This window comes from Bacillus sp. MM09(2025) (assembly GCF_050496725.1).
Lineage (GTDB): Bacteria > Bacillota > Bacilli > Bacillales > Bacillaceae > Bacillus > Bacillus pumilus.
In genome coordinates this window covers 1,419,425-1,445,735 of the sequence record NZ_JBNWEN010000004.1, presented here as the reverse complement: position 1 = coordinate 1,445,735, position 26,311 = coordinate 1,419,425, and the positions used below count along the sequence as shown (strand labels likewise).

General features: G+C 46.0%; 14 protein-coding genes, 9 tRNA genes, 6 rRNA genes and 1 other annotated feature. All 29 genes read right to left on the bottom strand.

Annotated features, from left to right (window positions below):
• Position 1: 1 nt before the first annotated feature.
• The 29 genes from rlmB to ACQYAC_RS13580 all read right to left on the bottom strand — a co-directional run bounded on the left by rlmB (position 2) and on the right by ACQYAC_RS13580 (position 26,257).
• Positions 2 to 751 carry a 23S rRNA (guanosine(2251)-2'-O)-methyltransferase RlmB gene (gene rlmB, locus ACQYAC_RS13720; RefSeq protein WP_429943473.1) on the bottom strand — a complete coding sequence of 250 codons (750 nt, stop codon included), beginning with the start codon at positions 749 to 751 and terminating at the stop codon, positions 2 to 4.
• Positions 735 to 1,166, bottom strand: a complete 432-nt coding sequence (locus ACQYAC_RS13715; protein ID WP_429943472.1) for a Mini-ribonuclease 3 — start codon at positions 1,164 to 1,166, stop codon at positions 735 to 737. Before ACQYAC_RS13715 ends, rlmB begins: the two co-directional genes overlap by 17 nt.
• 3 nt (positions 1,167 to 1,169) lie before the next feature.
• Entirely contained in the window at positions 1,170 to 2,570 is a 1,401-nt protein-coding gene (gene cysS / locus ACQYAC_RS13710) for a cysteine--tRNA ligase (RefSeq protein ID WP_429943471.1), read from the bottom strand.
• Positions 2,567 to 3,220, bottom strand: coding sequence for a serine O-acetyltransferase (gene cysE, locus ACQYAC_RS13705; protein ID WP_012008691.1), 654 nt, complete (start codon positions 3,218 to 3,220; stop codon positions 2,567 to 2,569). Before cysE ends, cysS begins: the two co-directional genes overlap by 4 nt.
• An 82-nt stretch (positions 3,221 to 3,302) precedes the next feature.
• Positions 3,303 to 3,534 (bottom strand) — a binding site (T-box leader).
• On the bottom strand, positions 3,534 to 4,985 hold the full coding sequence (gene gltX, locus ACQYAC_RS13700) for a glutamate--tRNA ligase (protein ID WP_429943470.1): 1,452 nt from the start codon (positions 4,983 to 4,985) through the stop codon (positions 3,534 to 3,536). It overlaps the preceding feature by 1 nt.
• A 94-nt stretch (positions 4,986 to 5,079) precedes the next feature.
• Complete coding sequence (ispF, locus tag ACQYAC_RS13695; protein WP_058015797.1) at positions 5,080 to 5,556, bottom strand: 2-C-methyl-D-erythritol 2,4-cyclodiphosphate synthase; 477 nt, start codon at positions 5,554 to 5,556, stop codon at positions 5,080 to 5,082.
• A 3-nt stretch (positions 5,557 to 5,559) separates the two neighbouring features.
• Positions 5,560 to 6,249 (bottom strand): 2-C-methyl-D-erythritol 4-phosphate cytidylyltransferase, encoded by a 690-nt coding sequence (ispD, locus tag ACQYAC_RS13690; protein ID WP_003217158.1) that lies wholly within the window; start codon positions 6,247 to 6,249, stop codon positions 5,560 to 5,562.
• Between the two features lie 13 nt (positions 6,250 to 6,262).
• A complete protein-coding gene (locus ACQYAC_RS13685; protein ID WP_058015822.1) occupies positions 6,263 to 7,363 on the bottom strand; it encodes a PIN/TRAM domain-containing protein in 1,101 nt (366 codons plus the stop codon).
• A gap of 153 nt (positions 7,364 to 7,516) precedes the next feature.
• Positions 7,517 to 8,596: a DNA integrity scanning diadenylate cyclase DisA gene (disA, locus tag ACQYAC_RS13680; RefSeq protein WP_012008686.1), complete on the bottom strand. Its 1,080-nt coding sequence runs from the start codon at positions 8,594 to 8,596 to the stop codon at positions 7,517 to 7,519.
• Positions 8,597 to 8,598: 2 nt separating this feature from the next.
• A complete protein-coding gene (gene radA / locus ACQYAC_RS13675; protein WP_058015795.1) occupies positions 8,599 to 9,978 on the bottom strand; it encodes a DNA repair protein RadA in 1,380 nt (459 codons plus the stop codon).
• 93 nt (positions 9,979 to 10,071) lie between these two features.
• A complete protein-coding gene (gene clpC / locus ACQYAC_RS13670; protein WP_003216969.1) occupies positions 10,072 to 12,507 on the bottom strand; it encodes an ATP-dependent protease ATP-binding subunit ClpC in 2,436 nt (811 codons plus the stop codon).
• Entirely contained in the window at positions 12,504 to 13,595 is a 1,092-nt protein-coding gene (locus ACQYAC_RS13665) for a protein arginine kinase (RefSeq protein WP_003217181.1), read from the bottom strand. The genes clpC and ACQYAC_RS13665 overlap by 4 nt, the downstream gene beginning before the upstream one ends.
• Before the next feature lie 4 nt (positions 13,596 to 13,599).
• Entirely contained in the window at positions 13,600 to 14,157 is a 558-nt protein-coding gene (locus ACQYAC_RS13660) for a UvrB/UvrC motif-containing protein (protein WP_034665655.1), read from the bottom strand.
• A 14-nt stretch (positions 14,158 to 14,171) separates the two neighbouring features.
• The gene (locus tag ACQYAC_RS13655; protein WP_003217184.1) at positions 14,172 to 14,636 is read right to left on the bottom strand and encodes a CtsR family transcriptional regulator; all 465 of its coding nucleotides are present in this window, start codon (positions 14,634 to 14,636) and stop codon (positions 14,172 to 14,174) included.
• A 177-nt stretch (positions 14,637 to 14,813) separates the two neighbouring features.
• Positions 14,814 to 14,929, bottom strand: a 5S ribosomal RNA gene (gene rrf, locus ACQYAC_RS13650).
• Positions 14,930 to 14,990: 61 nt separating this feature from the next.
• A 23S ribosomal RNA gene (locus ACQYAC_RS13645) occupies positions 14,991 to 17,921 on the bottom strand.
• A gap of 182 nt (positions 17,922 to 18,103) precedes the next feature.
• Positions 18,104 to 19,652: ribosomal RNA gene (locus tag ACQYAC_RS13640) — 16S ribosomal RNA — on the bottom strand.
• Between the two features lie 127 nt (positions 19,653 to 19,779).
• Positions 19,780 to 19,855 (bottom strand) — tRNA-Ala (locus tag ACQYAC_RS13635).
• 7 nt (positions 19,856 to 19,862) lie between these two features.
• Positions 19,863 to 19,939 (bottom strand) — tRNA-Pro (locus ACQYAC_RS13630).
• A gap of 7 nt (positions 19,940 to 19,946) precedes the next feature.
• Positions 19,947 to 20,023 (bottom strand) — tRNA-Arg (locus ACQYAC_RS13625).
• An 11-nt stretch (positions 20,024 to 20,034) separates the two neighbouring features.
• Positions 20,035 to 20,120 (bottom strand) — tRNA-Leu (locus ACQYAC_RS13620).
• A gap of 12 nt (positions 20,121 to 20,132) precedes the next feature.
• A tRNA-Gly gene (locus ACQYAC_RS13615) sits at positions 20,133 to 20,204 on the bottom strand.
• Between the two features lie 30 nt (positions 20,205 to 20,234).
• A tRNA-Leu gene (locus tag ACQYAC_RS13610) sits at positions 20,235 to 20,317 on the bottom strand.
• 8 nt (positions 20,318 to 20,325) lie between these two features.
• Positions 20,326 to 20,401: transfer RNA gene (locus tag ACQYAC_RS13605), tRNA-Lys, on the bottom strand.
• Between the two features lie 37 nt (positions 20,402 to 20,438).
• A tRNA-Thr gene (locus ACQYAC_RS13600) sits at positions 20,439 to 20,514 on the bottom strand.
• Between the two features lie 33 nt (positions 20,515 to 20,547).
• Positions 20,548 to 20,623 (bottom strand) — tRNA-Val (locus ACQYAC_RS13595).
• 795 nt (positions 20,624 to 21,418) lie between these two features.
• Positions 21,419 to 21,534: ribosomal RNA gene (rrf, locus tag ACQYAC_RS13590) — 5S ribosomal RNA — on the bottom strand.
• 61 nt (positions 21,535 to 21,595) lie between these two features.
• Positions 21,596 to 24,526 (bottom strand): 23S ribosomal RNA (locus ACQYAC_RS13585).
• 182 nt (positions 24,527 to 24,708) lie between these two features.
• Positions 24,709 to 26,257: ribosomal RNA gene (locus tag ACQYAC_RS13580) — 16S ribosomal RNA — on the bottom strand.
• Together the 16S, 23S and 5S rRNA genes with 9 tRNA genes alongside form the textbook arrangement of a ribosomal RNA operon.
• Between the last annotated feature and the right edge of the window lie 54 nt (positions 26,258 to 26,311).

Genomic DNA, 26,311 nt, shown 5'->3' with positions numbered 1-26,311 from the left:
TCTATTCTCCTAACGGATAACGTTTTCGATACACTTCATACATCAATAGACTAGCAGCAACTGACGCGTTTAACGAAGTGACCTTTCCGGCCATAGGCAGCTTAATCAGAAAATCACACTTTTCTTTGATCAATCGGCCAATCCCTTTCCCTTCACTGCCAATCACGAGAGCAAGCGGCATCGTGCCATCAAATTGTCTGTAATCCTGTTTGGCAGACGCATCTGTTCCCGCGACCCAGATTCCTCTTTCTTTCATCTCATCAAGAGCTCTTGAAAGATTGGTAACTTTGGCAACAGGAATATGTTCAATTGCTCCAGTGGATGCTTTGGCAACGGTTGTCGTTAAGCCGACCGCTCTCCTTTTCGGAATGACAATCCCGTGTGCACCTACAGCATCTGCTGTACGCATAATAGAACCTAAATTATGAGGGTCTTCAATTTCATCTAAGATCAGAAAGAACGGCTGTTCATTCCGCTGTTCAGCGATTTGATATAAATCGTCTAATTCTGCATATTCATATGCTGCTACTTGTGCAACGATTCCCTGGTGCTGACCTGTTACCATTTGATCAAGCTTTTTCCTCGGAACAAACTGAATGGTGATATTTTGTTTTTTTGCGAGTTCAATGACCTGCTGGGCTTGTCCTTTTACAGTGTTTTCTGCCATCCAGAGCTTGTATAACTCCCGATCTGACTTCAGTGTTTCAATCACTGCATTTTTCCCAATCACATAATCATGTTGCTGACTCATTTGTCTTCCTCCCTGACGTTCCGATTTCAATCGCCTGACTAATCAGCTCTTCTAAGCGTTCGTCCTGCTTTTCAATAAATAAATAACCCATGAGCGCTTCAAACGCCGTACTATAACGATACGTTTGAACGTCTGTGTTTTTAGGCACTGTGCCTGATTTTGCATTTCTTCCTCTTTTCAACACCGCTTCTTCTGCTTCAGTGAAAAAGCCTTGCTGCTGAAGCGTAAATAAAATAGCTGCCTGAGATTTAGCTGAAACAATTTTGCTTGCTCGTTTGTGCAGCTCATTTGGTTTTGTCGCCCCCGTTTGGAGGAGGTGATGCCTCACGTAGACTTCAAAAATGGCATCACCCATATAAGCAAGCGCAAGTCCGTTCAATTGTTTACCGTCTTTCAGCTTTTCAAAATTAAACATGACCTATTCTCCTCTTTTCCAGCGAGTACCTTGAGGAGTATCCTCCAATACAATATTCATGCTCTTTAACTGGTCACGAATTTGATCAGATAGCGCAAAATCACGATTTCTTCTAGCCTCATTGCGTTTTTCAATTAACGCTTCTACTTCTTCGTCAAGCGTATGCCTTTCTTCTAATGAGAAGCCAAGGACAGAGGTGATTTCTTGGAACAAGCCGATAAATGCCTTGATCACTTCCTCCGAAGTATGATCATTTTCCATATAATAATTCGCCTGTTTCGCAAGTTCGAATAAAACAGAGATCGCATTTGCCGTATTGAAGTCATCATTCATTTCAGAAATAAACGTCGCTCGCTGCTCTTCAACCTTCGCCAGCCATTCAGCATTATCTTCTGTGATATTCGTGCTGCTTTCAAGGCGATGATGTAAATTAGCATACGACGTTTTGAGTCGGTTAAACGCACTCTTTGTACTCTCTAGTAAGTCCATTGAGTAGTTAATTGGATGACGGTAGTGAACCGACAACATAAAGAATCGAAGTACGTCAGGATCTTGTTCTTTCACAATGTCATGCACGAGCACAAAGTTGCCTAGTGATTTTGACATTTTTTCATTCTCAATATTAATATATCCGTTATGCATCCAATACTTTGCAAAAGGTTTGCCTGTCAAAGCCTCAGATTGAGCGATTTCATTTTCATGGTGAGGGAAGGTTAAATCCTGTCCGCCTGCATGAATATCGATCGTATCACCTAAATATTTTTTAACCATGGCTGAGCATTCGATATGCCAGCCTGGGCGTCCTTCGCCCCACGGGCTATCCCATGAGATTTCTTGGTCCTTTGCGGCCTTCCATAAAGCAAAGTCCAGCGCATCTCGTTTCTTCTCACCTACACGAATACGGGCACCTGTCTTTAGTTCATCAATCGACTGGTGAGAGAGCTTTCCGTAGCCTTCAAATGAGCGTGTGCTGTAATACACGTCACCAGCTGCTTCATAGGCGTAGCCCTTTTCAATCAATGTCGCAATAAATGCAATGATATCATCCATATTTTCCGTCACTCGCGGGTGAAGGTCAGCTTTTTTGCAGCCTAGTGCACTGACGTCTTCAAAGTAGGCTTGGATAAAACGGTCAGCAATCGTCGGGACATCTTCTCCGAGTTCATTGGCTGCTTTGATGAGTTTATCATCCACATCTGTAAAGTTTGAGACAAAGTTCACATCATAGCCACTGTATTCTAAATACTTACGTACAGTGTCATAAACAATAGCAGGTCTTGCATTCCCGATATGAATATAGTTATAAACGGTTGGTCCGCACACATACATCTTGACCTTTCCTGGTTCAAGCGGGACGAATTCTTCTTTCTTACGTGTCAATGTATTATAAATATTGATTGTCATGATTGTTCTTCCTTTCTGCTCAATGAAGCCAGCTCACCTTTTAGCTTTTCCATTTCTCGTTCCAATTCTTTGAAACGATCGGAAATTGGATCTGGCAAATCTTGATGATTGAGATCACGATTAATTTTCTTACCATTTTGAACGACGACTCGCCCAGGTATACCGACAACGGTGGAATGGTCCGGTACGTCCTTTAACACGACCGACCCCGCTCCAATCTTGGCTCCTTTTCCGACAGTAATGGAACCGAGCACTTTTGCACCTGTCGCAATGAGCGCATCGTCTAAAATGGTCGGGTGCCGCTTTCCCTTTTCTTTCCCTGTTCCCCCTAATGTCACGCCTTGGAAAACAGTGACGTTGTCTCCAATTTCACATGTTTCCCCAATCACCACTCCCATACCGTGGTCAATGAAGAAGCGCCTGCCAATGGTTGCCGCAGGGTGAATTTCCACCCCTGTGAAAAACCGGCTGACCTGAGAAATGATCCGAGCAAGAAAGTACAGCTTCCGCTTATAAAATGCATGCGCGATACGATGAGCCCAAATCGCATGAAGCCCTGAATAGGTTAGCACTACTTCAATATAGCTTCTAGCAGCAGGATCTTGATCAAACACAGTATCAATGTCTTCTTTCAGCATTTTGAAAAACACATGCTTCCCCCCGTTCTTCCCCATCAATCTCTCTTCGGACTTGCTCTCTTTTTTGGACAAATAAAAAACGCCTCTGCCATATGACAGAGACGTTTTGAAAACGCGGTTCCACTCTGTTTAGAAAGCCCTCATTTCGCAGCCTTCTCAACTTAATCCCATAACGGAGGGTACCGCCCTTGCATACTAACGTACTCGTGTTCCTCAAGGGTCTTGAGGGTGCATTTCCAACGTCTGCCCATAAGTCTCTTTCAGCCGGTGAAGACTCTTTCTGTGATGGACGAAAACATTGTACTTCTCCCTCGCAACGATTTCCTTATATTTGTTTAATGCGGTTTAATACCGTTTCTTTTCCTAGTAGTTCAATACTTTGCGGAAGTTCTGGGCCATGCGTTTGTCCTGTGACAGCCACACGAATTGGCATGAAGAGTTTCTTGCCTTTATGCCCTGTTTCTTTTTGTACCGCTTTAATAGCAGCCTTGATTTCATCAGGTGTGAAAGATTCAAGTCGTTCAAGCTGACCAGCAAAAGATGCCATGACTTCTGGTACTTGCTCCTCTGCTAGAACTTCCTTCGCCTCTTGATTATACTCAATTTGCTCCTTAAAGAACAACTCTGTTAACTCAACAATTTCTGCTCCATAGCTCAATTGTTCGTGATACAGAGCAATCAGCTTGCGCACCCACGTGTTTTCTTCATCTGACAGCTGCTCACTTACTTTGCCTGCCTTTTGAAGATGTGGAAGTGTTAACGCAACAACCTGATCAAGATCAAGTGCTTTCACGTATTGGTTATTTACCCATTTTAGTTTATGCATATCGAATAGAGCTGGTGACTTAGAAAGTCGATTTACATCGAAAATGTCGATGAATTGCTCATTTGTAAACAGTTCTTCTTCGCCCACTGGAGACCATCCAAGTAGTGCAATGAAGTTGAACAGGGCTTCTGGTAAATAGCCTAAGTTTTTATATTGCTCGATGAATTGAATAATGGATTCATCACGCTTGCTTAATTTCTTGCGGTTCTCGTTCACAATCAGCGTCATATGTCCGAATAGCGGAACATCCCAGCCGAATGCATTGAAGATCATGATTTGTTTAGGCGTATTCGAAATGTGATCCTCTCCGCGGAGAATGTGAGTCATTTTCATCAAATGATCATCTACTGCTACAGCGAAGTTATAAGTCGGCGTACCATCTTTCTTCACAATGACAAAGTCACCGATGCCGTCTGTCTCAAATGAAATATCGCCTTTGACCATGTCGTCAAATTTGATGATTTCTCCTTTTGGCACTCGGAAGCGGATGCTTGGCTCTCTTCCTTCAGCAATTAGCTTGTCCTCTTCTTCTTTTGATAATTGACTGCATTTACCAGAATATCGAGGCATTTCACTGCGGGCGATTTGTGCTTCACGCTCTTCCTCTAGCTCTTCAGCCGTACAATAGCACTTATACGCCAAGTCCTTCTCTAGTAGCTCATCATAATACTTTTTATAAATATCATTACGCTCTGATTGTCTGTAAGGACCGTAGCCGCCATCTTTATCAATACTCTCATCCCAATCAATACCGAGCCATTGCAGGTGGCGCAGCTGGCTTTCTTCTCCGCCCTCTACATTACGCTTTTGGTCCGTATCTTCGATTCGAATAATAAATTTGCCGCCTTGACTGCGTGCGAACAAATAGTTGAAAAGAGCCGTTCTAGCATTCCCAATATGTAAATGACCAGTTGGACTCGGTGCATAACGAACACGCACTTCATTTCCCATGAGTTTAACTTCCTTTCATCTGCATCATGTTGTCTGACACCAATTTTTTATAAACGTATTTTATCATCAAATCACATTCTCATCAAAATGAGTTTTACTTTTTCTGAAGAAGCACCGTTGCTTGAGAGGCAATTCCTTCGCCTCTTCCTGTAAATCCGAGTTTCTCCGTCGTTGTTGCTTTCACATTCACCTGTGTGACCTCTGCCTCAAGCGCTTCTGCAATCTTCTCACACATCGGTTGAATGTAAGGTGCCATTTTGGGCTTTTGCGCCATAATGGTGCAATCAATATTCACAAGTGTGTAGCCTTTTTCCTTTACTAGTGCCCACACATGCTGCAGTAATTTAAAAGAATCCGCATCCTTAAACTCAGGATCTGTGTCTGGGAAATGTCTGCCGATATCTCCTTCAGCAATCGCACCTAGGCAGGCATCTGCCACTGTGTGAAGCAGTACATCAGCGTCTGAATGCCCAAGTAGCCCCTTTTCATAAGGGATGGTAACCCCGCCGATAATCAAAGGTCTTCCCTCAGTTAATTGATGTACATCAAAGCCTTGTCCTATTCTCAACATGATCTAGTACCCTCTTTCCGCATCCATAATTGCCTTGGCAACCAATAAATCATCCGGTGTCGTCAACTTAATATTGGTGTAATCTCCTTGGACAATATAAACGTTTTCACCATGTAATTGTTCCACAAGACTGGCGTCGTCTGTTCCAAGGAAACCGGTCCGCTCTGCATATTCATGCGCCTCTTTTAAAATAGAATGACGAAAAGCTTGTGGGGTCTGGACTGCCCACAAGCTCTGACGTTCAATGGTTTGTTCCACTTTGCCTTCTTGAACGCGTTTGATTGTGTCTTTCACTGGTACCGCTACAACTGCGGAGCCTTTTTCAATCGCTGCTTTAACGAGCAAGTCAATCTGTGTATGCTTAATAAAAGGCCTTGCCCCATCATGAACAAGCACGATGTCTGCATCTTTCACAGCCTTTAATCCTTCGTATACACTTTGCTGACGTTCTTCGCCGCCGGTAACAAGTGAAACAGGCGTTTGAAAAGCGTGTACCTTGAGTAGCCTTTCAAAGTCTTGACGCTCCTCTTCATTGATCGCTAGGATCATGCGTTTGCATTGAGCATGAGCGTCAAACACCTTTAGTGTATGAATAATGACCGGCATTCTTTTCAGCTCAATAAAAAGCTTATTGCGGCCGGCCTTCATTCGTTTCCCCTGCCCCGCAGCCGGAATAACTACTTCATAATACATGTTCGTTCTCCCTTTAGAGCGCCTTCTCCAGAAGTTTTGGCTTCGCAAAAATCATTCTTCCAGCAGCAGTCTGCAGCACACTTGTGACGAGCACATCGATGTCTTTTCCAATGTAATTGCGTCCTTCTTCGACCACAATCATCGTACCGTCATCTAAGTAAGCAACACCTTGGTTATGCTCTTTCCCATCTTTAATGACCTGTACCTTCATTTCTTCCCCAGGCAGCACAACCGGTTTCACCGCATTGGCTAGATCATTGATGTTTAACACTGCTACTTTTTGAAGTTCGCATACTTTATTTAAATTAAAATCATTTGTCACAACAACACCTGAAGTTAATTTAGCGAGCTTCACAAGCTTGCTATCAACCTCTTGAATGTCTTCAAAGTCACCTTCGTAAATTTCAACTTTGATATCTAATTCTTTTTGAATACGATTTAAAATATCAAGACCTCTTCGGCCTCTATTTCTCTTTAATACATCAGAAGAGTCTGCAATATGCTGTAATTCCTCGAGCACAAATTGAGGAATGACCATGATGCCTTCTAAGAATCCAGTTTGACAAATATCTGCGATTCTTCCATCAATGATAACACTTGTGTCTAAAATTTTCAGCTTTTTATCTTCTATTTCAGGTTCATCATCAGCTGCTCCTTTTTTCTTGGTGACCTTTGCAGATCGGGAGAACAGCCCCATCATTTCATCCTTCTTCTTAAAGCCTACCTGAAATCCAAGGTATCCTAAAAAGAAAGCCAGGAAAATCGGAATAATGGTACCAAAAATATGATATGGGATATTGTTTAGCGGGATCACGTTTACAATAAGATATGCTAGAATAAGTCCAAATACTAATCCGAAACTTCCAGAAATAAGATCAGGAAGAGGCGCCTTTAAGAGAGAATCCTCGATCCATTTCACCCAATTCACCACATAACCTGTGCACCATTTGCCGATGATAAAGAACACAGCGGCTCCTATTAGTGCTGAAGAGTAAGCATTTGTTATGAAAGGTATGTCCTTTACATTTAACAGCAGAAATAACTCTGGAATGATAAAAATCCCTACAACTGCACCAAAAATGATAAAAAACGCCTGAACGATTCTTTTTAACATACCTTCACCTCCTTTATTTTTCATCTGTCAATCCACCCTCACCTGACATTGATATATGTTTAAGTTTCCTATCATAATCAATAGAAAACAAAAGCATCATTAATATACCCATATTCATCCATTTTTAACCGTGTTTAAAGAAAATTTCTCTTCTTACAGCTGTCGGTCGATATAATGTTTTTCTTGCAGCCTTTTTAATCCTTTTTTTATCTTTTTCGCTCTTACTTCTCCAATTCCTTCTACTTCATCCAAATCTTGTACATCTGCTTCCATAATTCGATCTAACACACCGAACGCTTCAACCACGTTTTCGACGATTGGCATAGGCAGTCTAGGGATTTTGTGAAGCAGTCTGTAACCTCTTGTGTACACATATTCGTCAATATTTGTAGAAGCTGGATAGCCAAGTAACTTGTACAGAATGGAATCATCTAAAAGCTCAAAGCTAGACATATCTTGGAGCTGTTTAAGCAGAACATATGGATCTTTAATCTTTTCTTTCACGTAATCTTTAATAAATAAAGCCGCTTCCTGCTCCATATCTGTAATCAGTTCATTGACTTGCAGACGAATCAAATGTCCTTCTGTTCCAAGCTCTTTGATATACATATTGATTTCATTTTTGATTCTAAGCACCATTTCGTAACGATGCAGGACAGATAATACATCACCAAAGGTCACAAGCTCTTCAAATTCCAGGGCGCTTAACGCAGAAATGGCATGATCTAAAATGGTTTTATATTTCTCAAGTGTTTGTATGGCTTGATTGGCCTTCGTTAAAATAAAGCCAATATCTTTCAGCGTATAACGACGATTCCCTTGGTATAAGGTAATGACGTTCCTCCGTTCAGAAATCGCAATGATTAAACAGCCTGTCTGCTTCGCTACACGTTCAGCAGTTCGGTGCCTCATGCCCGTTTCCGATGAATGAATGGTTGCATCTGGCATGAGCTGTGTATTTGCATACAAGATCTTTTGACCAGAATCGCTTAAAATAATGGCTCCATCCATCTTCGCCAATTCATATAAGTGTGCTGGGGAGAAGGCAGAATTAATATGAAATCCTCCATCGACAACACTTTTTACCTTGTCGTTATAACCAACAACAATAAGCCCGCCAGTATTGGCCCTCAGGACGTTTTCGATCCCAGCCCGGAGAGGTGTCCCTGGTGCCACAAACTGTACAATATCTAAGAGATCGAGTTCTCTCGCTCCTTTTTTCTCTTTTTCCATTTCTATGATCCCCCTAGTGAAATTCGAAGTGCCTCCGCTACATTTTCTACACCGACTAACTCAATCCCTCTCGGCTTTTTCCATCCATCTATATTCGCTTGAGGAATAAACATTCGCTTAAATCCTAGTTTCGCAGCTTCCTGCACACGCTGTTCAATTCTTGATACTCTTCTGACTTCTCCCGTCAGACCGACCTCTCCTATAAAGCAATCCGCTTGATGCGGCGCTGCGTCTTTAAAGCTTGATGCAATACTGACCGCAATGGCCAAGTCAATTGCTGGTTCGTCAAGCTTCACACCGCCTGCGACCTTTAAATATGCATCCTGGTTTTGCAGCAGCAGTCCAACACGTTTTTCTAAAACCGCCATGAGCAGTGACACTCGATTATGATCAAGACCAGTGGCCATTCTACGCGGATTTCCGAAGCTTGTTGGTGAAATTAACGCTTGTATCTCGACAAGAACAGGTCTTGTTCCTTCCATTGAGGCAACAACACACGAACCAGATACACCTGCCGAACGTTCTTCTAAGAAAATTTCGGATGGGTTTAATACTTCCGTGAGCCCTTCCTCTCTCATTTCAAAAATCCCTAGTTCATTCGTTGAACCAAATCGGTTTTTCACTGCACGTAAGATACGAAACGTATGATGACGCTCACCTTCAAAATAAAGAACCGTGTCCACCATATGCTCTAAAAGACGTGGACCTGCGATCGAGCCTTCTTTGGTCACGTGACCAACAATAAAAATTGGAATCCCATTTGTCTTGGCAATCTTCATCAGCTGCGCTGTACATTCTCTCACTTGAGATACAGACCCAGGGGCTGACGTAATATCGCTTTGATAAACAGTTTGAATCGAATCCACCACGACAAAAGCGGGTTTCATCTCTTGTATAGCAGACGTTATATACTCCATATCGGTTTCAGCCAAAACATGTAAAGAGGTGCTTTTTATGCCGAGGCGGTCCGCTCTTAACTTCGTTTGTTTAATGGACTCCTCACCGGATATGTATAATACATTCTGATTTTTGTCTGAGAGCTGTGCTGATACTTGTAATAATAATGTGGACTTGCCGATCCCAGGATCTCCGCCAATAAGAACAAGAGAGCCTTTGACAATTCCACTTCCTAATACTCGGTTAAATTCTTCTAAATTCGTTTTGATTCGGGGTTCATCTGATGTTTCAATTGCAGAAATAGGTGAAGGTTTTTGAATGGTTTGGACAGAATGATTAAAAGCGCTTCGACGGTTTACCGGCTCTTTACGAACGACCTCTTCTGTCATACTGTTCCACGTGCCGCAGCCTGGACATTTCCCCATCCATTTGGCTGACTCATAACCGCACGATTGGCATATAAATTTTGATTTTGTCTTAGCCATAGATTGAAGAATACAACTCCTTATACTGGTCAGAAAATAAGTAAAGGGAGGCATACACCTTACTGGTATGCCTCACACTTTTTTCTTACTATATTAGTTCGTAGCAGCCGTCGTTTTTACGACAATTTCTCCATCTTCCACATCTAATACGATTTGTTGACCTTTTTCAATATTACCCTTTAGAAGCTCCTCAGAAAGTCGATCTTCCACATGCTTTTGAATCGCTCTTCTTAACGGACGCGCACCGTACTCAAGGTCTACACCTTCGTCGGCAATCTTCGCTTTTGCTGCTTCTGTCAATTCAATTGAAAGGTCTTGTTCTTTTAATCGTTTCGTCAATTGATCAGACATGAGAGACACGATCTCTTTTAGATGTTTCTTTTCAAGTGAATGGAAGACAATAATTTCATCAATACGGTTGATGAATTCTGGTCTAAACGCACGTTTCAACTCGCCCATCACTTTGCCTTTCATATCTTTGTAATTTTGACCTTCATCCTGCACGTTAAAGCCAACATATTTATTTCGCTTCAGTTCACTAGCTCCAACGTTGGATGTCATGATCAAAATCGTATTTCTAAAGTCAACGGTACGCCCTTTAGAATCCGTCAGACGACCATCTTCTAATACTTGCAGTAAGATGTTGAATACATCTGGATGCGCCTTTTCAATCTCGTCTAAAAGCACAACAGAATAAGGTTTTCTTCTCACTTTTTCAGTCAGTTGTCCGCCTTCTTCATAGCCAACATAGCCTGGAGGTGACCCAACAAGTCTAGATGTAGAATGTTTCTCCATGTATTCAGACATATCGATACGGATCATCGCTTCTTCATCACCAAAAATAGACTCTGCAAGTGCTCTTGCAAGCTCCGTTTTACCAACCCCTGTTGGGCCTAAGAAGATAAAGGAGCCGATTGGACGTTTTGGATCTTTTAGACCAGCACGCGCACGTCTCACAGCTTTTGCTACAGCGACAACCGCTTCATCCTGCCCGATTACACGAGAATGGAGTAATTGTTCCATATTCAGAAGCTTATCTGTTTCTGTTTGGGCAATTTTTGAAACAGGCACTCCTGTCCAGCTAGAGACAACCATTGCGATATCATCCACTGATACCTCTGAATTCTCTTGACCTTGCTTTTCTTTCCAAGATTTCTTTGTGACTTCTACTTTTTCACGCAAACGCTGCTCTGTATCGCGAAGAGAGGCTGCTTTTTCAAATTCCTGACTTTGAACAGCCGCATCCTTTTCCTTGCGTACTTCATCCAGCTTTTGCTCTAGTTCTTTTAGGTTAGGCGGTGTTGTGAAAGAACGTAAGCGAACTTTCGAACCTGCCTCATCAATTAAATCAATCGCCTTATCTGGAAGGAAACGATCAGAAATATACCGGTCAGACAGCTTCACCGCCGCCTCAATCGCTTCATCTGTGATGGACACACGGTGATGTGCCTCATAACGATCTCTAAGACCTCTTAAGATTTGAATACTTTCATCAACGGATGGCTGATCTACTTGAATTGGCTGGAAACGTCGTTCAAGCGCAGCATCCTTTTCAATATATTTACGGTACTCATCTAACGTTGTTGCCCCGATACATTGAAGCTCTCCACGTGCTAAGGATGGTTTGAGAATATTAGATGCGTCAATCGCACCTTCTGCTCCGCCAGCACCAATCAGTGTATGAAGCTCGTCAATGAAGAGAATGATATTTCCTGCCTGACGAATTTCGTCCATGACTTTTTTCAAACGATCCTCAAATTCACCACGATATTTCGTTCCTGCTACAACGGTTCCCATATCAAGCGTCATCACTCGTTTATCCCGCAAGATTTCAGGCACTTCATTATGAATAATTTGCTGTGCAAGACCTTCAGCGATGGCTGTTTTACCAACACCGGGCTCACCAATCAGCACAGGGTTATTTTTTGTTCTTCTGCTTAGAACCTCAATGACACGCTGAATTTCTTTGCTTCGTCCAATGACAGGGTCCAAGCTGTCTTCTTTCGCAATCGCTGTTAAATCTCTTGCCAAGCTATCTAATGTTGGTGTATTTGCATTGCTGTTAGAGCCAGCGGCAGATGCACCTGTTTCATTGCTGCCAAGCAGCTGCAGGACTTGCTGACGTGCTTTATTTAAGCTCACTCCGAGGTTATTTAAAACGCGGGCAGCTACACCCTCTCCCTCGCGAATAAGACCTAATAGAATATGTTCTGTCCCTACATAGGAATGACCTAGCTTTCTTGCTTCATCCATTGAAAGCTCAGTGACCTTCTTCGCTCTAGGCGTATAATGAGGAATAGCTTGAGACACCTCTTGCCCTCTTCCAATCAAGCTTTCGACTTCTTTTTGGATTTTATCTGAAACAAGGCCCAGTGCTTCTAACGCTTTTGCGGCAATACCCTCACCCTCGCGTACAAGACCAAGTAAAATGTGTTCAGTACCAATGTTCTTATGGCCTAGGCGAATGGCTTCTTCTTGTGCAAGTGCTAATACCTTTTGAGCTCTTTCAGTGAATCTTCCAAACATCATATCGTTTCATCCTCCTGTCCATTCCTATGCATTTCTAAACGCAGCCTTTCTCTAATAATCGCTGCTCGTTTTATATCTCGTTCATTTGGCTCCAAAGCTCCTCCAGAATATTGTTGAAGAAAGCCAGGCTGTGTCAAAATCATGAGTTCATTCAGTATATTACTTGAAAGCCCCTTAATGATACCTAAATCAATTCCAAGGCGCACATCTGACAAACACTTAGCTGTTTCCTTTGATTCAATCATCCGACAATTGGACAAAATCCCCAAGGAACGGTACACTCTGTCCTCAAGTTCAATTTTAGATGTTTGATATAACGCTTTTCGTGCAGATCGCTCTTGTTCAATGAGCTGAGCGGTCACACTATTTAAATCATCTACAATATCCTCTTCTGATTGACCAAGTGTCATTTGATTTGAAATTTGAAAGATGTTCCCTATTGCTTCGCTGCCTTCACCATAAATTCCTCTGACTACAAGACCTAATTGATTAATCGCCGGAATAATCCGATTCATTTGTCTTGTGAGGGCTAAAGCTGGTAAATGCATCATGACCGAAGCCCTAATACCTGTACCTACATTCGTTGGACAGCTTGTTAAGTATCCTCGCTTTTCAGAAAATGCATAATCCACTTGCTCTTCAATCCAGTCATCTATCTGGTTAGCCGCTTTTAATGCATTGGCTAGTTGGAAACCTGGGAATAAGCATTGGATTCGAATATGGTCTTCTTCATTCAGCATCACACTGATTTCCTCATTTTCAGAAAGCAAACAACCGCCAAATCTTGATTCTGCTAAGTTTGGGCTAATCAAATGCTTTTCAACAAGTACTCTCTTTGCTAAAGGCTGCGTTTCATTCATTCGAATTAGAACAAAGTTTCCAATGTCCTTCACTTCCTGGCTAGCAAACTTTTGCTCGAATTGCTGGAGAACAGCTTCAGCCTCTTCCTGAGAAAACTGAGTTGGGAAACGAACATGCTCTAGGTTTCGTGCTAGCCTGATTCGACTGCTTAGAACAATGTCACTTTCTGGTCCTTTTTGTTTCATCCATTGACTTAAAGCGTCTTGAATAAAATGCTGGAGCGACATGTTGTTAATCTCCCTCCCTCTGCTGAGATTGCTCATGCTCTAATGCACGAATTTGATCTCGAACTTCCGCTGCTTTTTCGAACTCTTCTTGTTCAATTAACTGCTTCAGCTCTTGCTGCATCAACTCAAGTTTCCGGCGTACATGAAGACTGCCGGCAATCCGTTTAGGCACTTTTCCATTATGGACTGTATTTCCACTATGGACTTTCCGTAAAACAGGGTTCAAATACTGATCAAATGAACGATAGCATTCTGCACAGCCAAAACGGCCTGTTTTTCTGAATTGTTGAAAGGTTAAGCCACACTTAGGACATTGATCCACTTCTCTCGCTTCTTGAAAAATAGATGATCCCTTATTCGCACTTGTGGTAAAGCTAGGATCAATATTCAATAAACCCGATAATAAGTTGTGAATCGAGAAACCTTGGTTTCCACTCATAGCATATGAATCACTGTTTTCTTTTGCACATTGTTCACATATGTGCATTTCTTGTTTTTCTCCATTTATAACTTTCGTAAAGTGAAAAGTGGCTGGTCTCTCATTGCATTCTTGACAAATCAATCTTTTCACCCGCTTTACTTTAATTTCAAAGCATTTAACATCGCTTTCATCATCCGAGCCCGCAATTCATCTCGTTCAGGTAAATCAATGTGCAAAACAGAACGGTCCATGACACTGATCATCATCTTTGCTTCTCTTTCAGATAAAATGTTATTTTCGACAAGACGCATGATGATATGATCAGAGGCAGCCTGTGATAAACGATGATATATTTGGGAAATAATATTGTTCAATAAGTCGACTTCATCATTCATTTTGACTTTAATGATGCGGATATAGCCACCGCCGCCACGCTTACTTTCAACGATGTAGCCTCTCTCGCTCGTAAAGCGTGTATTGATAACATAGTTAATTTGTGAAGGTACGCATTGAAACTTATCTGCAATTTCATTGCGCTTAATTTCTAATATTTCTCGACCATTCTGATCCAAGACTTCTTTCAAGTACTGCTCGATGATATCAGAAATATTTTGTGCCACTCCGCCTCCTCCTCCATTGACTTTGACTATATTTGACTTTAATCTTACTATAAATTTTTTCGGTCGATTTTTCAAGATAATCGCTCAACTAAGAATATTATTTCCACATTTATATGGTGTCAAACCTCTCAAAAACACAAAAAAGACCAGTTCCATACGGAACTGATCCTTAGACAAGCTTGGCGGCGTCCTACTCTCACAGGGGGAGACCCCCAACTACCATCGGCGCTGAAGAGCTTAACTTCCGTGTTCGGTATGGGAACGGGTGTGACCTCTTCGCTATCGCCACCAAACCTGATGGAGAGAATGTTCTCTCAAAACTAGATAACAATGTTCAAACTTCACATTAGAATAAAGGTTAAGTCCTCGATCTATTAGTATCTGTCAGCTCCACGTGTCACCACGCTTCCACCTCAGACCTATCAACCTGATCATCTTTCAGGGATCTTACTTCCTTGCGGAATGGGAAATCTCATCTTGAGGGGGGCTTCATGCTTAGATGCTTTCAGCACTTATCCCGTCCGCACATAGCTACCCAGCGATGCCCTTGGCAGAACAACTGGTACACCAGCGGTGCGTCCATCCCGGTCCTCTCGTACTAAGGACAGCTCCTCTCAAATTTCCTGCGCCCGCGACGGATAGGGACCGAACTGTCTCACGACGTTCTGAACCCAGCTCGCGTACCGCTTTAATGGGCGAACAGCCCAACCCTTGGGACCGACTACAGCCCCAGGATGCGATGAGCCGACATCGAGGTGCCAAACCTCCCCGTCGATGTGGACTCTTGGGGGAGATAAGCCTGTTATCCCCGGGGTAGCTTTTATCCGTTGAGCGATGGCCCTTCCATGCGGAACCACCGGATCACTAAGCCCGACTTTCGTCCCTGCTCGACTTGTAGGTCTCGCAGTCAAGCTCCCTTGTGCCTTTACACTCTGCGAATGATTTCCAACCATTCTGAGGGAACCTTTGGGCGCCTCCGTTACATTTTAGGAGGCGACCGCCCCAGTCAAACTGCCCACCTGACACTGTCTCCCTGCCCGATAAGGGCAGCGGGTTAGAAGGTCAATACAGCCAGGGTAGTATCCCACCGATGCCTCCACCGAAGCTAGCGCTCCGGTTTCCAAGGCTCCTACCTATCCTGTACAAGCTGTACCAACATTCAATATCAGGCTGCAGTAAAGCTCCACGGGGTCTTTCCGTCCTGTCGCGGGTAACCTGCATCTTCACAGGTACTATAATTTCACCGAGTCTCTCGTTGAGACAGTGCCCAGATCGTTGCGCCTTTCGTGCGGGTCGGAACTTACCCGACAAGGAATTTCGCTACCTTAGGACCGTTATAGTTACGGCCGCCGTTTACTGGGGCTTCAATTCGCACCTTCGCTTACGCTAAGCGCTCCTCTTAACCTTCCAGCACCGGGCAGGCGTCAGCCCCTATACTTCGCCTTACGGCTTCGCAGAGACCTGTGTTTTTGCTAAACAGTCGCCTGGGCCTATTCACTGCGGCTTCTCGGGGCTTTAACACCCTAAGAAGCACCCCTTCTCCCGAAGTTACGGGGTCATTTTGCCGAGTTCCTTAACGAGAGTTCTCTCGATCACCTTAGGATTCTCTCCTCGCCTACCTGTGTCGGTTTGCGGTACGGGCACCTCTCACCTCGCTAGAGGCTTTTCTTGGCAGTGTGGAATCAGGAACTTCGCTACTAAATTTCGCTCGCCATCACAGCTCAGCCTTCACGGGAAACGGATTTGCCTATTTCCCAGCCTAACTGCTTGGACGCGGATATCCAATACCGCGCTTACCCTATCCTCCTGCGTCCCCCCATTGCTCAAATGGTGAGGAGGTGGTACAGGAATATCAACCTGTTGTCCATCGCCTACGCCTTTCGGCCTCGGCTTAGGTCCCGACTAACCCTGAGCGGACGAGCCTTCCTCAGGAAACCTTAGGCATTCGGTGGACGGGATTCTCACCCGTCTTTCGCTACTCATACCGGCATTCTCACTTCTAAGCGCTCCACCAGTCCTTCCGGTCTGACTTCACAGCACTTAGAACGCTCTCCTACCACTGTTCGTAAGAACAGTCCGCAGCTTCGGTGATACGTTTAGCCCCGGTACATTTTCGGCGCAGAGTCACTCGACCAGTGAGCTATTACGCACTCTTTAAATGGTGGCTGCTTCTAAGCCAACATCCTGGTTGTCTAAGCAACTCCACATCCTTTTCCACTTAACGTATACTTTGGGACCTTAGCTGGCGGTCTGGGCTGTTTCCCTTTCGACTACGGATCTTATCACTCGCAGTCTGACTCCCAAGGATAAGTCATCGGCATTCGGAGTTTGACTGAATTCGGTAACCCGGTAGGGGCCCCTAGTCCAATCAGTGCTCTACCTCCGAGACTCTTACCTTGAGGCTAGCCCTAAAGCTATTTCGGAGAGAACCAGCTATCTCCAGGTTCGATTGGCATTTCACCCCTACCCACACCTCATCCCCGCACTTTTCAACGTGCGTGGGTTCGGGCCTCCATTCAGTGTTACCTGAACTTCACCCTGGACATGGGTAGATCACCTGGTTTCGGGTCTACGACCACGTACTCATGCGCCCTATTCAGACTCGCTTTCGCTGCGGCTCCGCATCTTCTGCTTAACCTTGCACGGGATCGTAACTCGCCGGTTCATTCTACAAAAGGCACGCCATCACCCTTTAACGGGCTCTGACTACTTGTAGGCACACGGTTTCAGGATCTATTTCACTCCCCTTCCGGGGTGCTTTTCACCTTTCCCTCACGGTACTGGTTCACTATCGGTCACTAGGGAGTATTTAGCCTTGGGAGATGGTCCTCCCGGATTCCGACGGAATTTCACGTGTTCCGCCGTACTCAGGATCCACTCTGGAGAGAACAACATTTCAGTTACAGGGCTGTTACCTTCTTTGGCGGGCCTTTCCAGACCTCTTCGCTTATATCGTTCCTTTGTAACTCCGTATAGAGTGTCCTACAACCCCAAGAGGCAAGCCTCTTGGTTTGGGCTGTTCCCGTTTCGCTCGCCGCTACTCAGGGAATCGCATTTGCTTTCTCTTCCTCCGGGTACTTAGATGTTTCAGTTCCCCGGGTATGCCTTCTCATACTCTATGTATTCAAGTATGGATACTACTCCATTACGAGCAGTGGGTTTCCCCATTCGGAAATCTCCGGATCAAAGCTTGCTTACAGCTCCCCGAAGCATATCGGTGTTCGTCCCGTCCTTCATCGGCTCCTAGTGCCAAGGCATCCACCGTGCGCCCTTTCTAACTTAACCATTTCTTACTTTAGAAAGAATCACTATGTGTGATGAACTTTGCATTGCATTCAATGTGAATGTATTACTTATTGTTATCTAGTTTTCAAAGAACAATCCTGTCTCGCTAGAGACATGTTTTGAAGGAATGATCCTTCAAAACTAAACAAGACGAAAACGCACGCTGCTCCATATATCCTTAGAAAGGAGGTGATCCAGCCGCACCTTCCGATACGGCTACCTTGTTACGACTTCACCCCAATCATCTGCCCCACCTTCGGCGGCTGGCTCCATAAAGGTTACCTCACCGACTTCGGGTGTTGCAAACTCTCGTGGTGTGACGGGCGGTGTGTACAAGGCCCGGGAACGTATTCACCGCGGCATGCTGATCCGCGATTACTAGCGATTCCAGCTTCACGCAGTCGAGTTGCAGACTGCGATCCGAACTGAGAACAGATTTATGGGATTGGCTAAACCTTGCGGTCTCGCAGCCCTTTGTTCTGTCCATTGTAGCACGTGTGTAGCCCAGGTCATAAGGGGCATGATGATTTGACGTCATCCCCACCTTCCTCCGGTTTGTCACCGGCAGTCACCTTAGAGTGCCCAACTAAATGCTGGCAACTAAGATCAAGGGTTGCGCTCGTTGCGGGACTTAACCCAACATCTCACGACACGAGCTGACGACAACCATGCACCACCTGTCACTCTGTCCCCGAAGGGAAAGCCCTATCTCTAGGGTTGTCAGAGGATGTCAAGACCTGGTAAGGTTCTTCGCGTTGCTTCGAATTAAACCACATGCTCCACCGCTTGTGCGGGCCCCCGTCAATTCCTTTGAGTTTCAGTCTTGCGACCGTACTCCCCAGGCGGAGTGCTTAATGCGTTAGCTGCAGCACTAAGGGGCGGAAACCCCCTAACACTTAGCACTCATCGTTTACGGCGTGGACTACCAGGGTATCTAATCCTGTTCGCTCCCCACGCTTTCGCTCCTCAGCGTCAGTTACAGACCAGAGAGTCGCCTTCGCCACTGGTGTTCCTCCACATCTCTACGCATTTCACCGCTACACGTGGAATTCCACTCTCCTCTTCTGCACTCAAGTTTCCCAGTTTCCAATGACCCTCCCCGGTTGAGCCGGGGGCTTTCACATCAGACTTAAGAAACCGCCTGCGAGCCCTTTACGCCCAATAATTCCGGACAACGCTTGCCACCTACGTATTACCGCGGCTGCTGGCACGTAGTTAGCCGTGGCTTTCTGGTTAGGTACCGTCAAGGTGCGAGCAGTTACTCTCGCACTTGTTCTTCCCTAACAACAGAGCTTTACGATCCGAAAACCTTCATCACTCACGCGGCGTTGCTCCGTCAGACTTTCGTCCATTGCGGAAGATTCCCTACTGCTGCCTCCCGTAGGAGTCTGGGCCGTGTCTCAGTCCCAGTGTGGCCGATCACCCTCTCAGGTCGGCTACGCATCGTCGCCTTGGTGAGCCATTACCCCACCAACTAGCTAATGCGCCGCGGGTCCATCTGTAAGTGACAGCCGAAACCGTCTTTCATCCTTGAACCATGCGGTTCAAGGAACTATCCGGTATTAGCTCCGGTTTCCCGGAGTTATCCCAGTCTTACAGGCAGGTTACCCACGTGTTACTCACCCGTCCGCCGCTAACATCCGGGAGCAAGCTCCCTTCTGTTCGCTCGACTTGCATGTATTAGGCACGCCGCCAGCGTTCGTCCTGAGCCAGGATCAAACTCTCCGAAAAAGTACAAAACCGAAGTTTTGTTTTTCGTCAGCGTTTGACTGACTACCTATGATATTTCATAGGATTTTTTTATAAAAACTCGAATTAACAGGTACGTTTTGTCTTGTTTAGTTTTCAAAGATCATATTGGTGGAGCCTAGCGGGATCGAACCGCTGACCTCCTGCGTGCAAGGCAGGCGCTCTCCCAGCTGAGCTAAGGCCCCATAAAGATGGTCGGGAAGACAGGATTCGAACCTGCGACCCCTTGGTCCCAAACCAAGTGCTCTACCAAGCTGAGCTACTTCCCGATCTTAATGGCGCGCCCGAGAGGAGTCGAACCCCTAACCTTTTGATCCGTAGTCAAACGCTCTATCCAATTGAGCTACGGGCGCTTATTTTATAATGCCGAGGGCCGGACTTGAACCGGCACGGTAGTCACCTACCGCAGGATTTTAAGTCCTGTGTGTCTGCCAATTCCACCACCCCGGCGTGGATGGTATAAGCGGAAGACGGGATTCGAACCCGCGACCCCCACCTTGGCAAGGTGGTGTTCTACCACTGAACTACTTCCGCATTACAGGATTTCTTTATTTTATTTGGCAATGCGGGTGAAGGGACTTGAACCCCCACGTCATAAAGACACTAGATCCTAAGTCTAGCGCGTCTGCCAATTCCGCCACACCCGCATGAAACATGGTGAGCCATGAAGGACTCGAACCTTCGACCCTCTGATTAAAAGTCAGATGCTCTACCAACTGAGCTAATGGCTCGCTTTAAAAGCGACTTGTCTATCTTACCATATGAAAGTGGTGCCGGCAAGAGGACTTGAACCCCCAACCTACTGATTACAAGTCAGTTGCTCTACCAGTTGAGCTACACCGGCTTTATCTATCCTAACATTATGTAAGAATAAATATGGTGGAGGATGACGGGCTCGAACCGCCGACCCTCTGCTTGTAAGGCAGATGCTCTCCCAGCTGAGCTAATCCTCCATATTTTGTTATCATTTCGAATGTCTCTCGATCCGACAAGTAGTATTATATAACGATAAGATATTGTTTGTAAAGACTTTTTTAAAATAATTTTTGAATTAATTTTAACGCTGGTTTTTTCATCTTTTCGTTAAGGCACCTAAAGAAGTTTACCACTTGTCTCATCATTTTAAAAGTCTTTTTTTCATTTTTTTATGTTTTTTTGTTAAAAAGCGCTCTAATAACGCTTCATTGATGTAAAATGACCCTTTTCATGTTTTTTATATGCTTGTTTTATTCAATATATCTTCTCATACAAATCATCTAGAGAAGGGATTCTTTTATTATTTTATTTTTCTGAGAAATCATTTTCATATAAAAATATCAGTAAATGATGCTGTTCTTTACTATCTTCAATATTAAAGTGTTACTGGAGGTAACAAGTTAGTTGTTGATTCTTTCTTGTTCTTACTTAGAACGGGCGTAAAAATTAACTGAAGGTGCTCTATGCTCTTTGGCAATACTCAGTTATCTATAGTGTATCTCTAACAGTCCTCTTTATCTGTTGGCTGCCAAAGAAAATCTTATTGGCTGCTGTCTATGCTTTTGGTCTTCATCCTAAACGAATTGAACGACCTACCCACACAACAGCTGCGTTGTTCAATGAAAATAGATAAAAGTGAACGGACGAAAAGATTAGCTGGTCGATGAGGCTTGCTACATCATCACTTCTCACTTTACAAAGCAATTTAATAGAAGTAATTTTTTCAAAAACACAAAAAAGACCAGTTCCATACGGAACTGATCCTTAGACAAGCTTGGCGGCGTCCTACTCTCACAGGGGGAGACCCCCAACTACCATCGGCGCTGAAGAGCTTAACTTCCGTGTTCGGTATGGGAACGGGTGTGACCTCTTCGCTATCGCCACCAAACCTGATGGAGAGAATGTTCTCTCAAAACTAGATAACAATGTTCAAACTTCACATTAGAATAAAGGTTAAGTCCTCGATCTATTAGTATCTGTCAGCTCCACGTGTCACCACGCTTCCACCTCAGACCTATCAACCTGATCATCTTTCAGGGATCTTACTTCCTTGCGGAATGGGAAATCTCATCTTGAGGGGGGCTTCATGCTTAGATGCTTTCAGCACTTATCCCGTCCGCACATAGCTACCCAGCGATGCCCTTGGCAGAACAACTGGTACACCAGCGGTGCGTCCATCCCGGTCCTCTCGTACTAAGGACAGCTCCTCTCAAATTTCCTGCGCCCGCGACGGATAGGGACCGAACTGTCTCACGACGTTCTGAACCCAGCTCGCGTACCGCTTTAATGGGCGAACAGCCCAACCCTTGGGACCGACTACAGCCCCAGGATGCGATGAGCCGACATCGAGGTGCCAAACCTCCCCGTCGATGTGGACTCTTGGGGGAGATAAGCCTGTTATCCCCGGGGTAGCTTTTATCCGTTGAGCGATGGCCCTTCCATGCGGAACCACCGGATCACTAAGCCCGACTTTCGTCCCTGCTCGACTTGTAGGTCTCGCAGTCAAGCTCCCTTGTGCCTTTACACTCTGCGAATGATTTCCAACCATTCTGAGGGAACCTTTGGGCGCCTCCGTTACATTTTAGGAGGCGACCGCCCCAGTCAAACTGCCCACCTGACACTGTCTCCCTGCCCGATAAGGGCAGCGGGTTAGAAGGTCAATACAGCCAGGGTAGTATCCCACCGATGCCTCCACCGAAGCTAGCGCTCCGGTTTCCAAGGCTCCTACCTATCCTGTACAAGCTGTACCAACATTCAATATCAGGCTGCAGTAAAGCTCCACGGGGTCTTTCCGTCCTGTCGCGGGTAACCTGCATCTTCACAGGTACTATAATTTCACCGAGTCTCTCGTTGAGACAGTGCCCAGATCGTTGCGCCTTTCGTGCGGGTCGGAACTTACCCGACAAGGAATTTCGCTACCTTAGGACCGTTATAGTTACGGCCGCCGTTTACTGGGGCTTCAATTCGCACCTTCGCTTACGCTAAGCGCTCCTCTTAACCTTCCAGCACCGGGCAGGCGTCAGCCCCTATACTTCGCCTTACGGCTTCGCAGAGACCTGTGTTTTTGCTAAACAGTCGCCTGGGCCTATTCACTGCGGCTTCTCGGGGCTTTAACACCCTAAGAAGCACCCCTTCTCCCGAAGTTACGGGGTCATTTTGCCGAGTTCCTTAACGAGAGTTCTCTCGATCACCTTAGGATTCTCTCCTCGCCTACCTGTGTCGGTTTGCGGTACGGGCACCTCTCACCTCGCTAGAGGCTTTTCTTGGCAGTGTGGAATCAGGAACTTCGCTACTAAATTTCGCTCGCCATCACAGCTCAGCCTTCACGGGAAACGGATTTGCCTATTTCCCAGCCTAACTGCTTGGACGCGGATATCCAATACCGCGCTTACCCTATCCTCCTGCGTCCCCCCATTGCTCAAATGGTGAGGAGGTGGTACAGGAATATCAACCTGTTGTCCATCGCCTACGCCTTTCGGCCTCGGCTTAGGTCCCGACTAACCCTGAGCGGACGAGCCTTCCTCAGGAAACCTTAGGCATTCGGTGGACGGGATTCTCACCCGTCTTTCGCTACTCATACCGGCATTCTCACTTCTAAGCGCTCCACCAGTCCTTCCGGTCTGACTTCACAGCACTTAGAACGCTCTCCTACCACTGTTCGTAAGAACAGTCCGCAGCTTCGGTGATACGTTTAGCCCCGGTACATTTTCGGCGCAGAGTCACTCGACCAGTGAGCTATTACGCACTCTTTAAATGGTGGCTGCTTCTAAGCCAACATCCTGGTTGTCTAAGCAACTCCACATCCTTTTCCACTTAACGTATACTTTGGGACCTTAGCTGGCGGTCTGGGCTGTTTCCCTTTCGACTACGGATCTTATCACTCGCAGTCTGACTCCCAAGGATAAGTCATCGGCATTCGGAGTTTGACTGAATTCGGTAACCCGGTAGGGGCCCCTAGTCCAATCAGTGCTCTACCTCCGAGACTCTTACCTTGAGGCTAGCCCTAAAGCTATTTCGGAGAGAACCAGCTATCTCCAGGTTCGATTGGCATTTCACCCCTACCCACACCTCATCCCCGCACTTTTCAACGTGCGTGGGTTCGGGCCTCCATTCAGTGTTACCTGAACTTCACCCTGGACATGGGTAGATCACCTGGTTTCGGGTCTACGACCACGTACTCATGCGCCCTATTCAGACTCGCTTTCGCTGCGGCTCCGCATCTTCTGCTTAACCTTGCACGGGATCGTAACTCGCCGGTTCATTCTACAAAAGGCACGCCATCACCCTTTAACGGGCTCTGACTACTTGTAGGCACACGGTTTCAGGATCTATTTCACTCCCCTTCCGGGGTGCTTTTCACCTTTCCCTCACGGTACTGGTTCACTATCGGTCACTAGGGAGTATTTAGCCTTGGGAGATGGTCCTCCCGGATTCCGACGGAATTTCACGTGTTCCGCCGTACTCAGGATCCACTCTGGAGAGAACAACATTTCAGTTACAGGGCTGTTACCTTCTTTGGCGGGCCTTTCCAGACCTCTTCGCTTATATCGTTCCTTTGTAACTCCGTATAGAGTGTCCTACAACCCCAAGAGGCAAGCCTCTTGGTTTGGGCTGTTCCCGTTTCGCTCGCCGCTACTCAGGGAATCGCATTTGCTTTCTCTTCCTCCGGGTACTTAGATGTTTCAGTTCCCCGGGTATGCCTTCTCATACTCTATGTATTCAAGTATGGATACTACTCCATTACGAGCAGTGGGTTTCCCCATTCGGAAATCTCCGGATCAAAGCTTGCTTACAGCTCCCCGAAGCATATCGGTGTTCGTCCCGTCCTTCATCGGCTCCTAGTGCCAAGGCATCCACCGTGCGCCCTTTCTAACTTAACCATTTCTTACTTTAGAAAGAATCACTATGTGTGATGAACTTTGCATTGCATTCAATGTGAATGTATTACTTATTGTTATCTAGTTTTCAAAGAACAATCCTGTCTCGCTAGAGACATGTCTTGAAGGAATGATCCTTCAAAACTAAACAAGACGAAAACGCACGCTGCTCCATATATCCTTAGAAAGGAGGTGATCCAGCCGCACCTTCCGATACGGCTACCTTGTTACGACTTCACCCCAATCATCTGCCCCACCTTCGGCGGCTGGCTCCATAAAGGTTACCTCACCGACTTCGGGTGTTGCAAACTCTCGTGGTGTGACGGGCGGTGTGTACAAGGCCCGGGAACGTATTCACCGCGGCATGCTGATCCGCGATTACTAGCGATTCCAGCTTCACGCAGTCGAGTTGCAGACTGCGATCCGAACTGAGAACAGATTTATGGGATTGGCTAAACCTTGCGGTCTCGCAGCCCTTTGTTCTGTCCATTGTAGCACGTGTGTAGCCCAGGTCATAAGGGGCATGATGATTTGACGTCATCCCCACCTTCCTCCGGTTTGTCACCGGCAGTCACCTTAGAGTGCCCAACTAAATGCTGGCAACTAAGATCAAGGGTTGCGCTCGTTGCGGGACTTAACCCAACATCTCACGACACGAGCTGACGACAACCATGCACCACCTGTCACTCTGTCCCCGAAGGGAAAGCCCTATCTCTAGGGTTGTCAGAGGATGTCAAGACCTGGTAAGGTTCTTCGCGTTGCTTCGAATTAAACCACATGCTCCACCGCTTGTGCGGGCCCCCGTCAATTCCTTTGAGTTTCAGTCTTGCGACCGTACTCCCCAGGCGGAGTGCTTAATGCGTTAGCTGCAGCACTAAGGGGCGGAAACCCCCTAACACTTAGCACTCATCGTTTACGGCGTGGACTACCAGGGTATCTAATCCTGTTCGCTCCCCACGCTTTCGCTCCTCAGCGTCAGTTACAGACCAGAGAGTCGCCTTCGCCACTGGTGTTCCTCCACATCTCTACGCATTTCACCGCTACACGTGGAATTCCACTCTCCTCTTCTGCACTCAAGTTTCCCAGTTTCCAATGACCCTCCCCGGTTGAGCCGGGGGCTTTCACATCAGACTTAAGAAACCGCCTGCGAGCCCTTTACGCCCAATAATTCCGGACAACGCTTGCCACCTACGTATTACCGCGGCTGCTGGCACGTAGTTAGCCGTGGCTTTCTGGTTAGGTACCGTCAAGGTGCGAGCAGTTACTCTCGCACTTGTTCTTCCCTAACAACAGAGCTTTACGATCCGAAAACCTTCATCACTCACGCGGCGTTGCTCCGTCAGACTTTCGTCCATTGCGGAAGATTCCCTACTGCTGCCTCCCGTAGGAGTCTGGGCCGTGTCTCAGTCCCAGTGTGGCCGATCACCCTCTCAGGTCGGCTACGCATCGTCGCCTTGGTGAGCCATTACCCCACCAACTAGCTAATGCGCCGCGGGTCCATCTGTAAGTGACAGCCGAAACCGTCTTTCATCCTTGAACCATGCGGTTCAAGGAACTATCCGGTATTAGCTCCGGTTTCCCGGAGTTATCCCAGTCTTACAGGCAGGTTACCCACGTGTTACTCACCCGTCCGCCGCTAACATCCGGGAGCAAGCTCCCTTCTGTTCGCTCGACTTGCATGTATTAGGCACGCCGCCAGCGTTCGTCCTGAGCCAGGATCAAACTCTCCGAAAAAGTACAAAACCGAAGTTTTGTTTTTCGTCAGCGTTTGACTGACTACCTATGATA

Bases quoted from the DNA above. Each gene is read 5' to 3' on its own strand.
- rlmB (WP_429943473.1), bottom strand. From the start codon at position 751: ATGAGTCAGCAACATGATTATGTGATTGGGAAAAATGCAGTGATTGAA.
- ACQYAC_RS13715 (WP_429943472.1), bottom strand. From the start codon at position 1,166: ATGTTTAATTTTGAAAAGCTGAAAGACGGTAAACAATTGAACGGACTT.
- cysS (WP_429943471.1), bottom strand. From the start codon at position 2,570: ATGACAATCAATATTTATAATACATTGACACGTAAGAAAGAAGAATTC.
- gltX (WP_429943470.1), bottom strand. From the start codon at position 4,985: ATGGGAAATGAAGTGCGTGTTCGTTATGCACCGAGTCCAACTGGTCAT.
- ispF (WP_058015797.1), bottom strand. From the start codon at position 5,556: ATGTTGAGAATAGGACAAGGCTTTGATGTACATCAATTAACTGAGGGA.
- ispD (WP_003217158.1), bottom strand. From the start codon at position 6,249: ATGTATTATGAAGTAGTTATTCCGGCTGCGGGGCAGGGGAAACGAATG.
- ACQYAC_RS13685 (WP_058015822.1), bottom strand. From the start codon at position 7,363: ATGTTAAAAAGAATCGTTCAGGCGTTTTTTATCATTTTTGGTGCAGTT.
- disA (WP_012008686.1), bottom strand. From the start codon at position 8,596: ATGGAAAAAGAGAAAAAAGGAGCGAGAGAACTCGATCTCTTAGATATT.
- radA (WP_058015795.1), bottom strand. From the start codon at position 9,978: ATGGCTAAGACAAAATCAAAATTTATATGCCAATCGTGCGGTTATGAG.
- clpC (WP_003216969.1), bottom strand. From the start codon at position 12,507: ATGATGTTTGGAAGATTCACTGAAAGAGCTCAAAAGGTATTAGCACTT.
- ACQYAC_RS13665 (WP_003217181.1), bottom strand. From the start codon at position 13,595: ATGTCGCTCCAGCATTTTATTCAAGACGCTTTAAGTCAATGGATGAAA.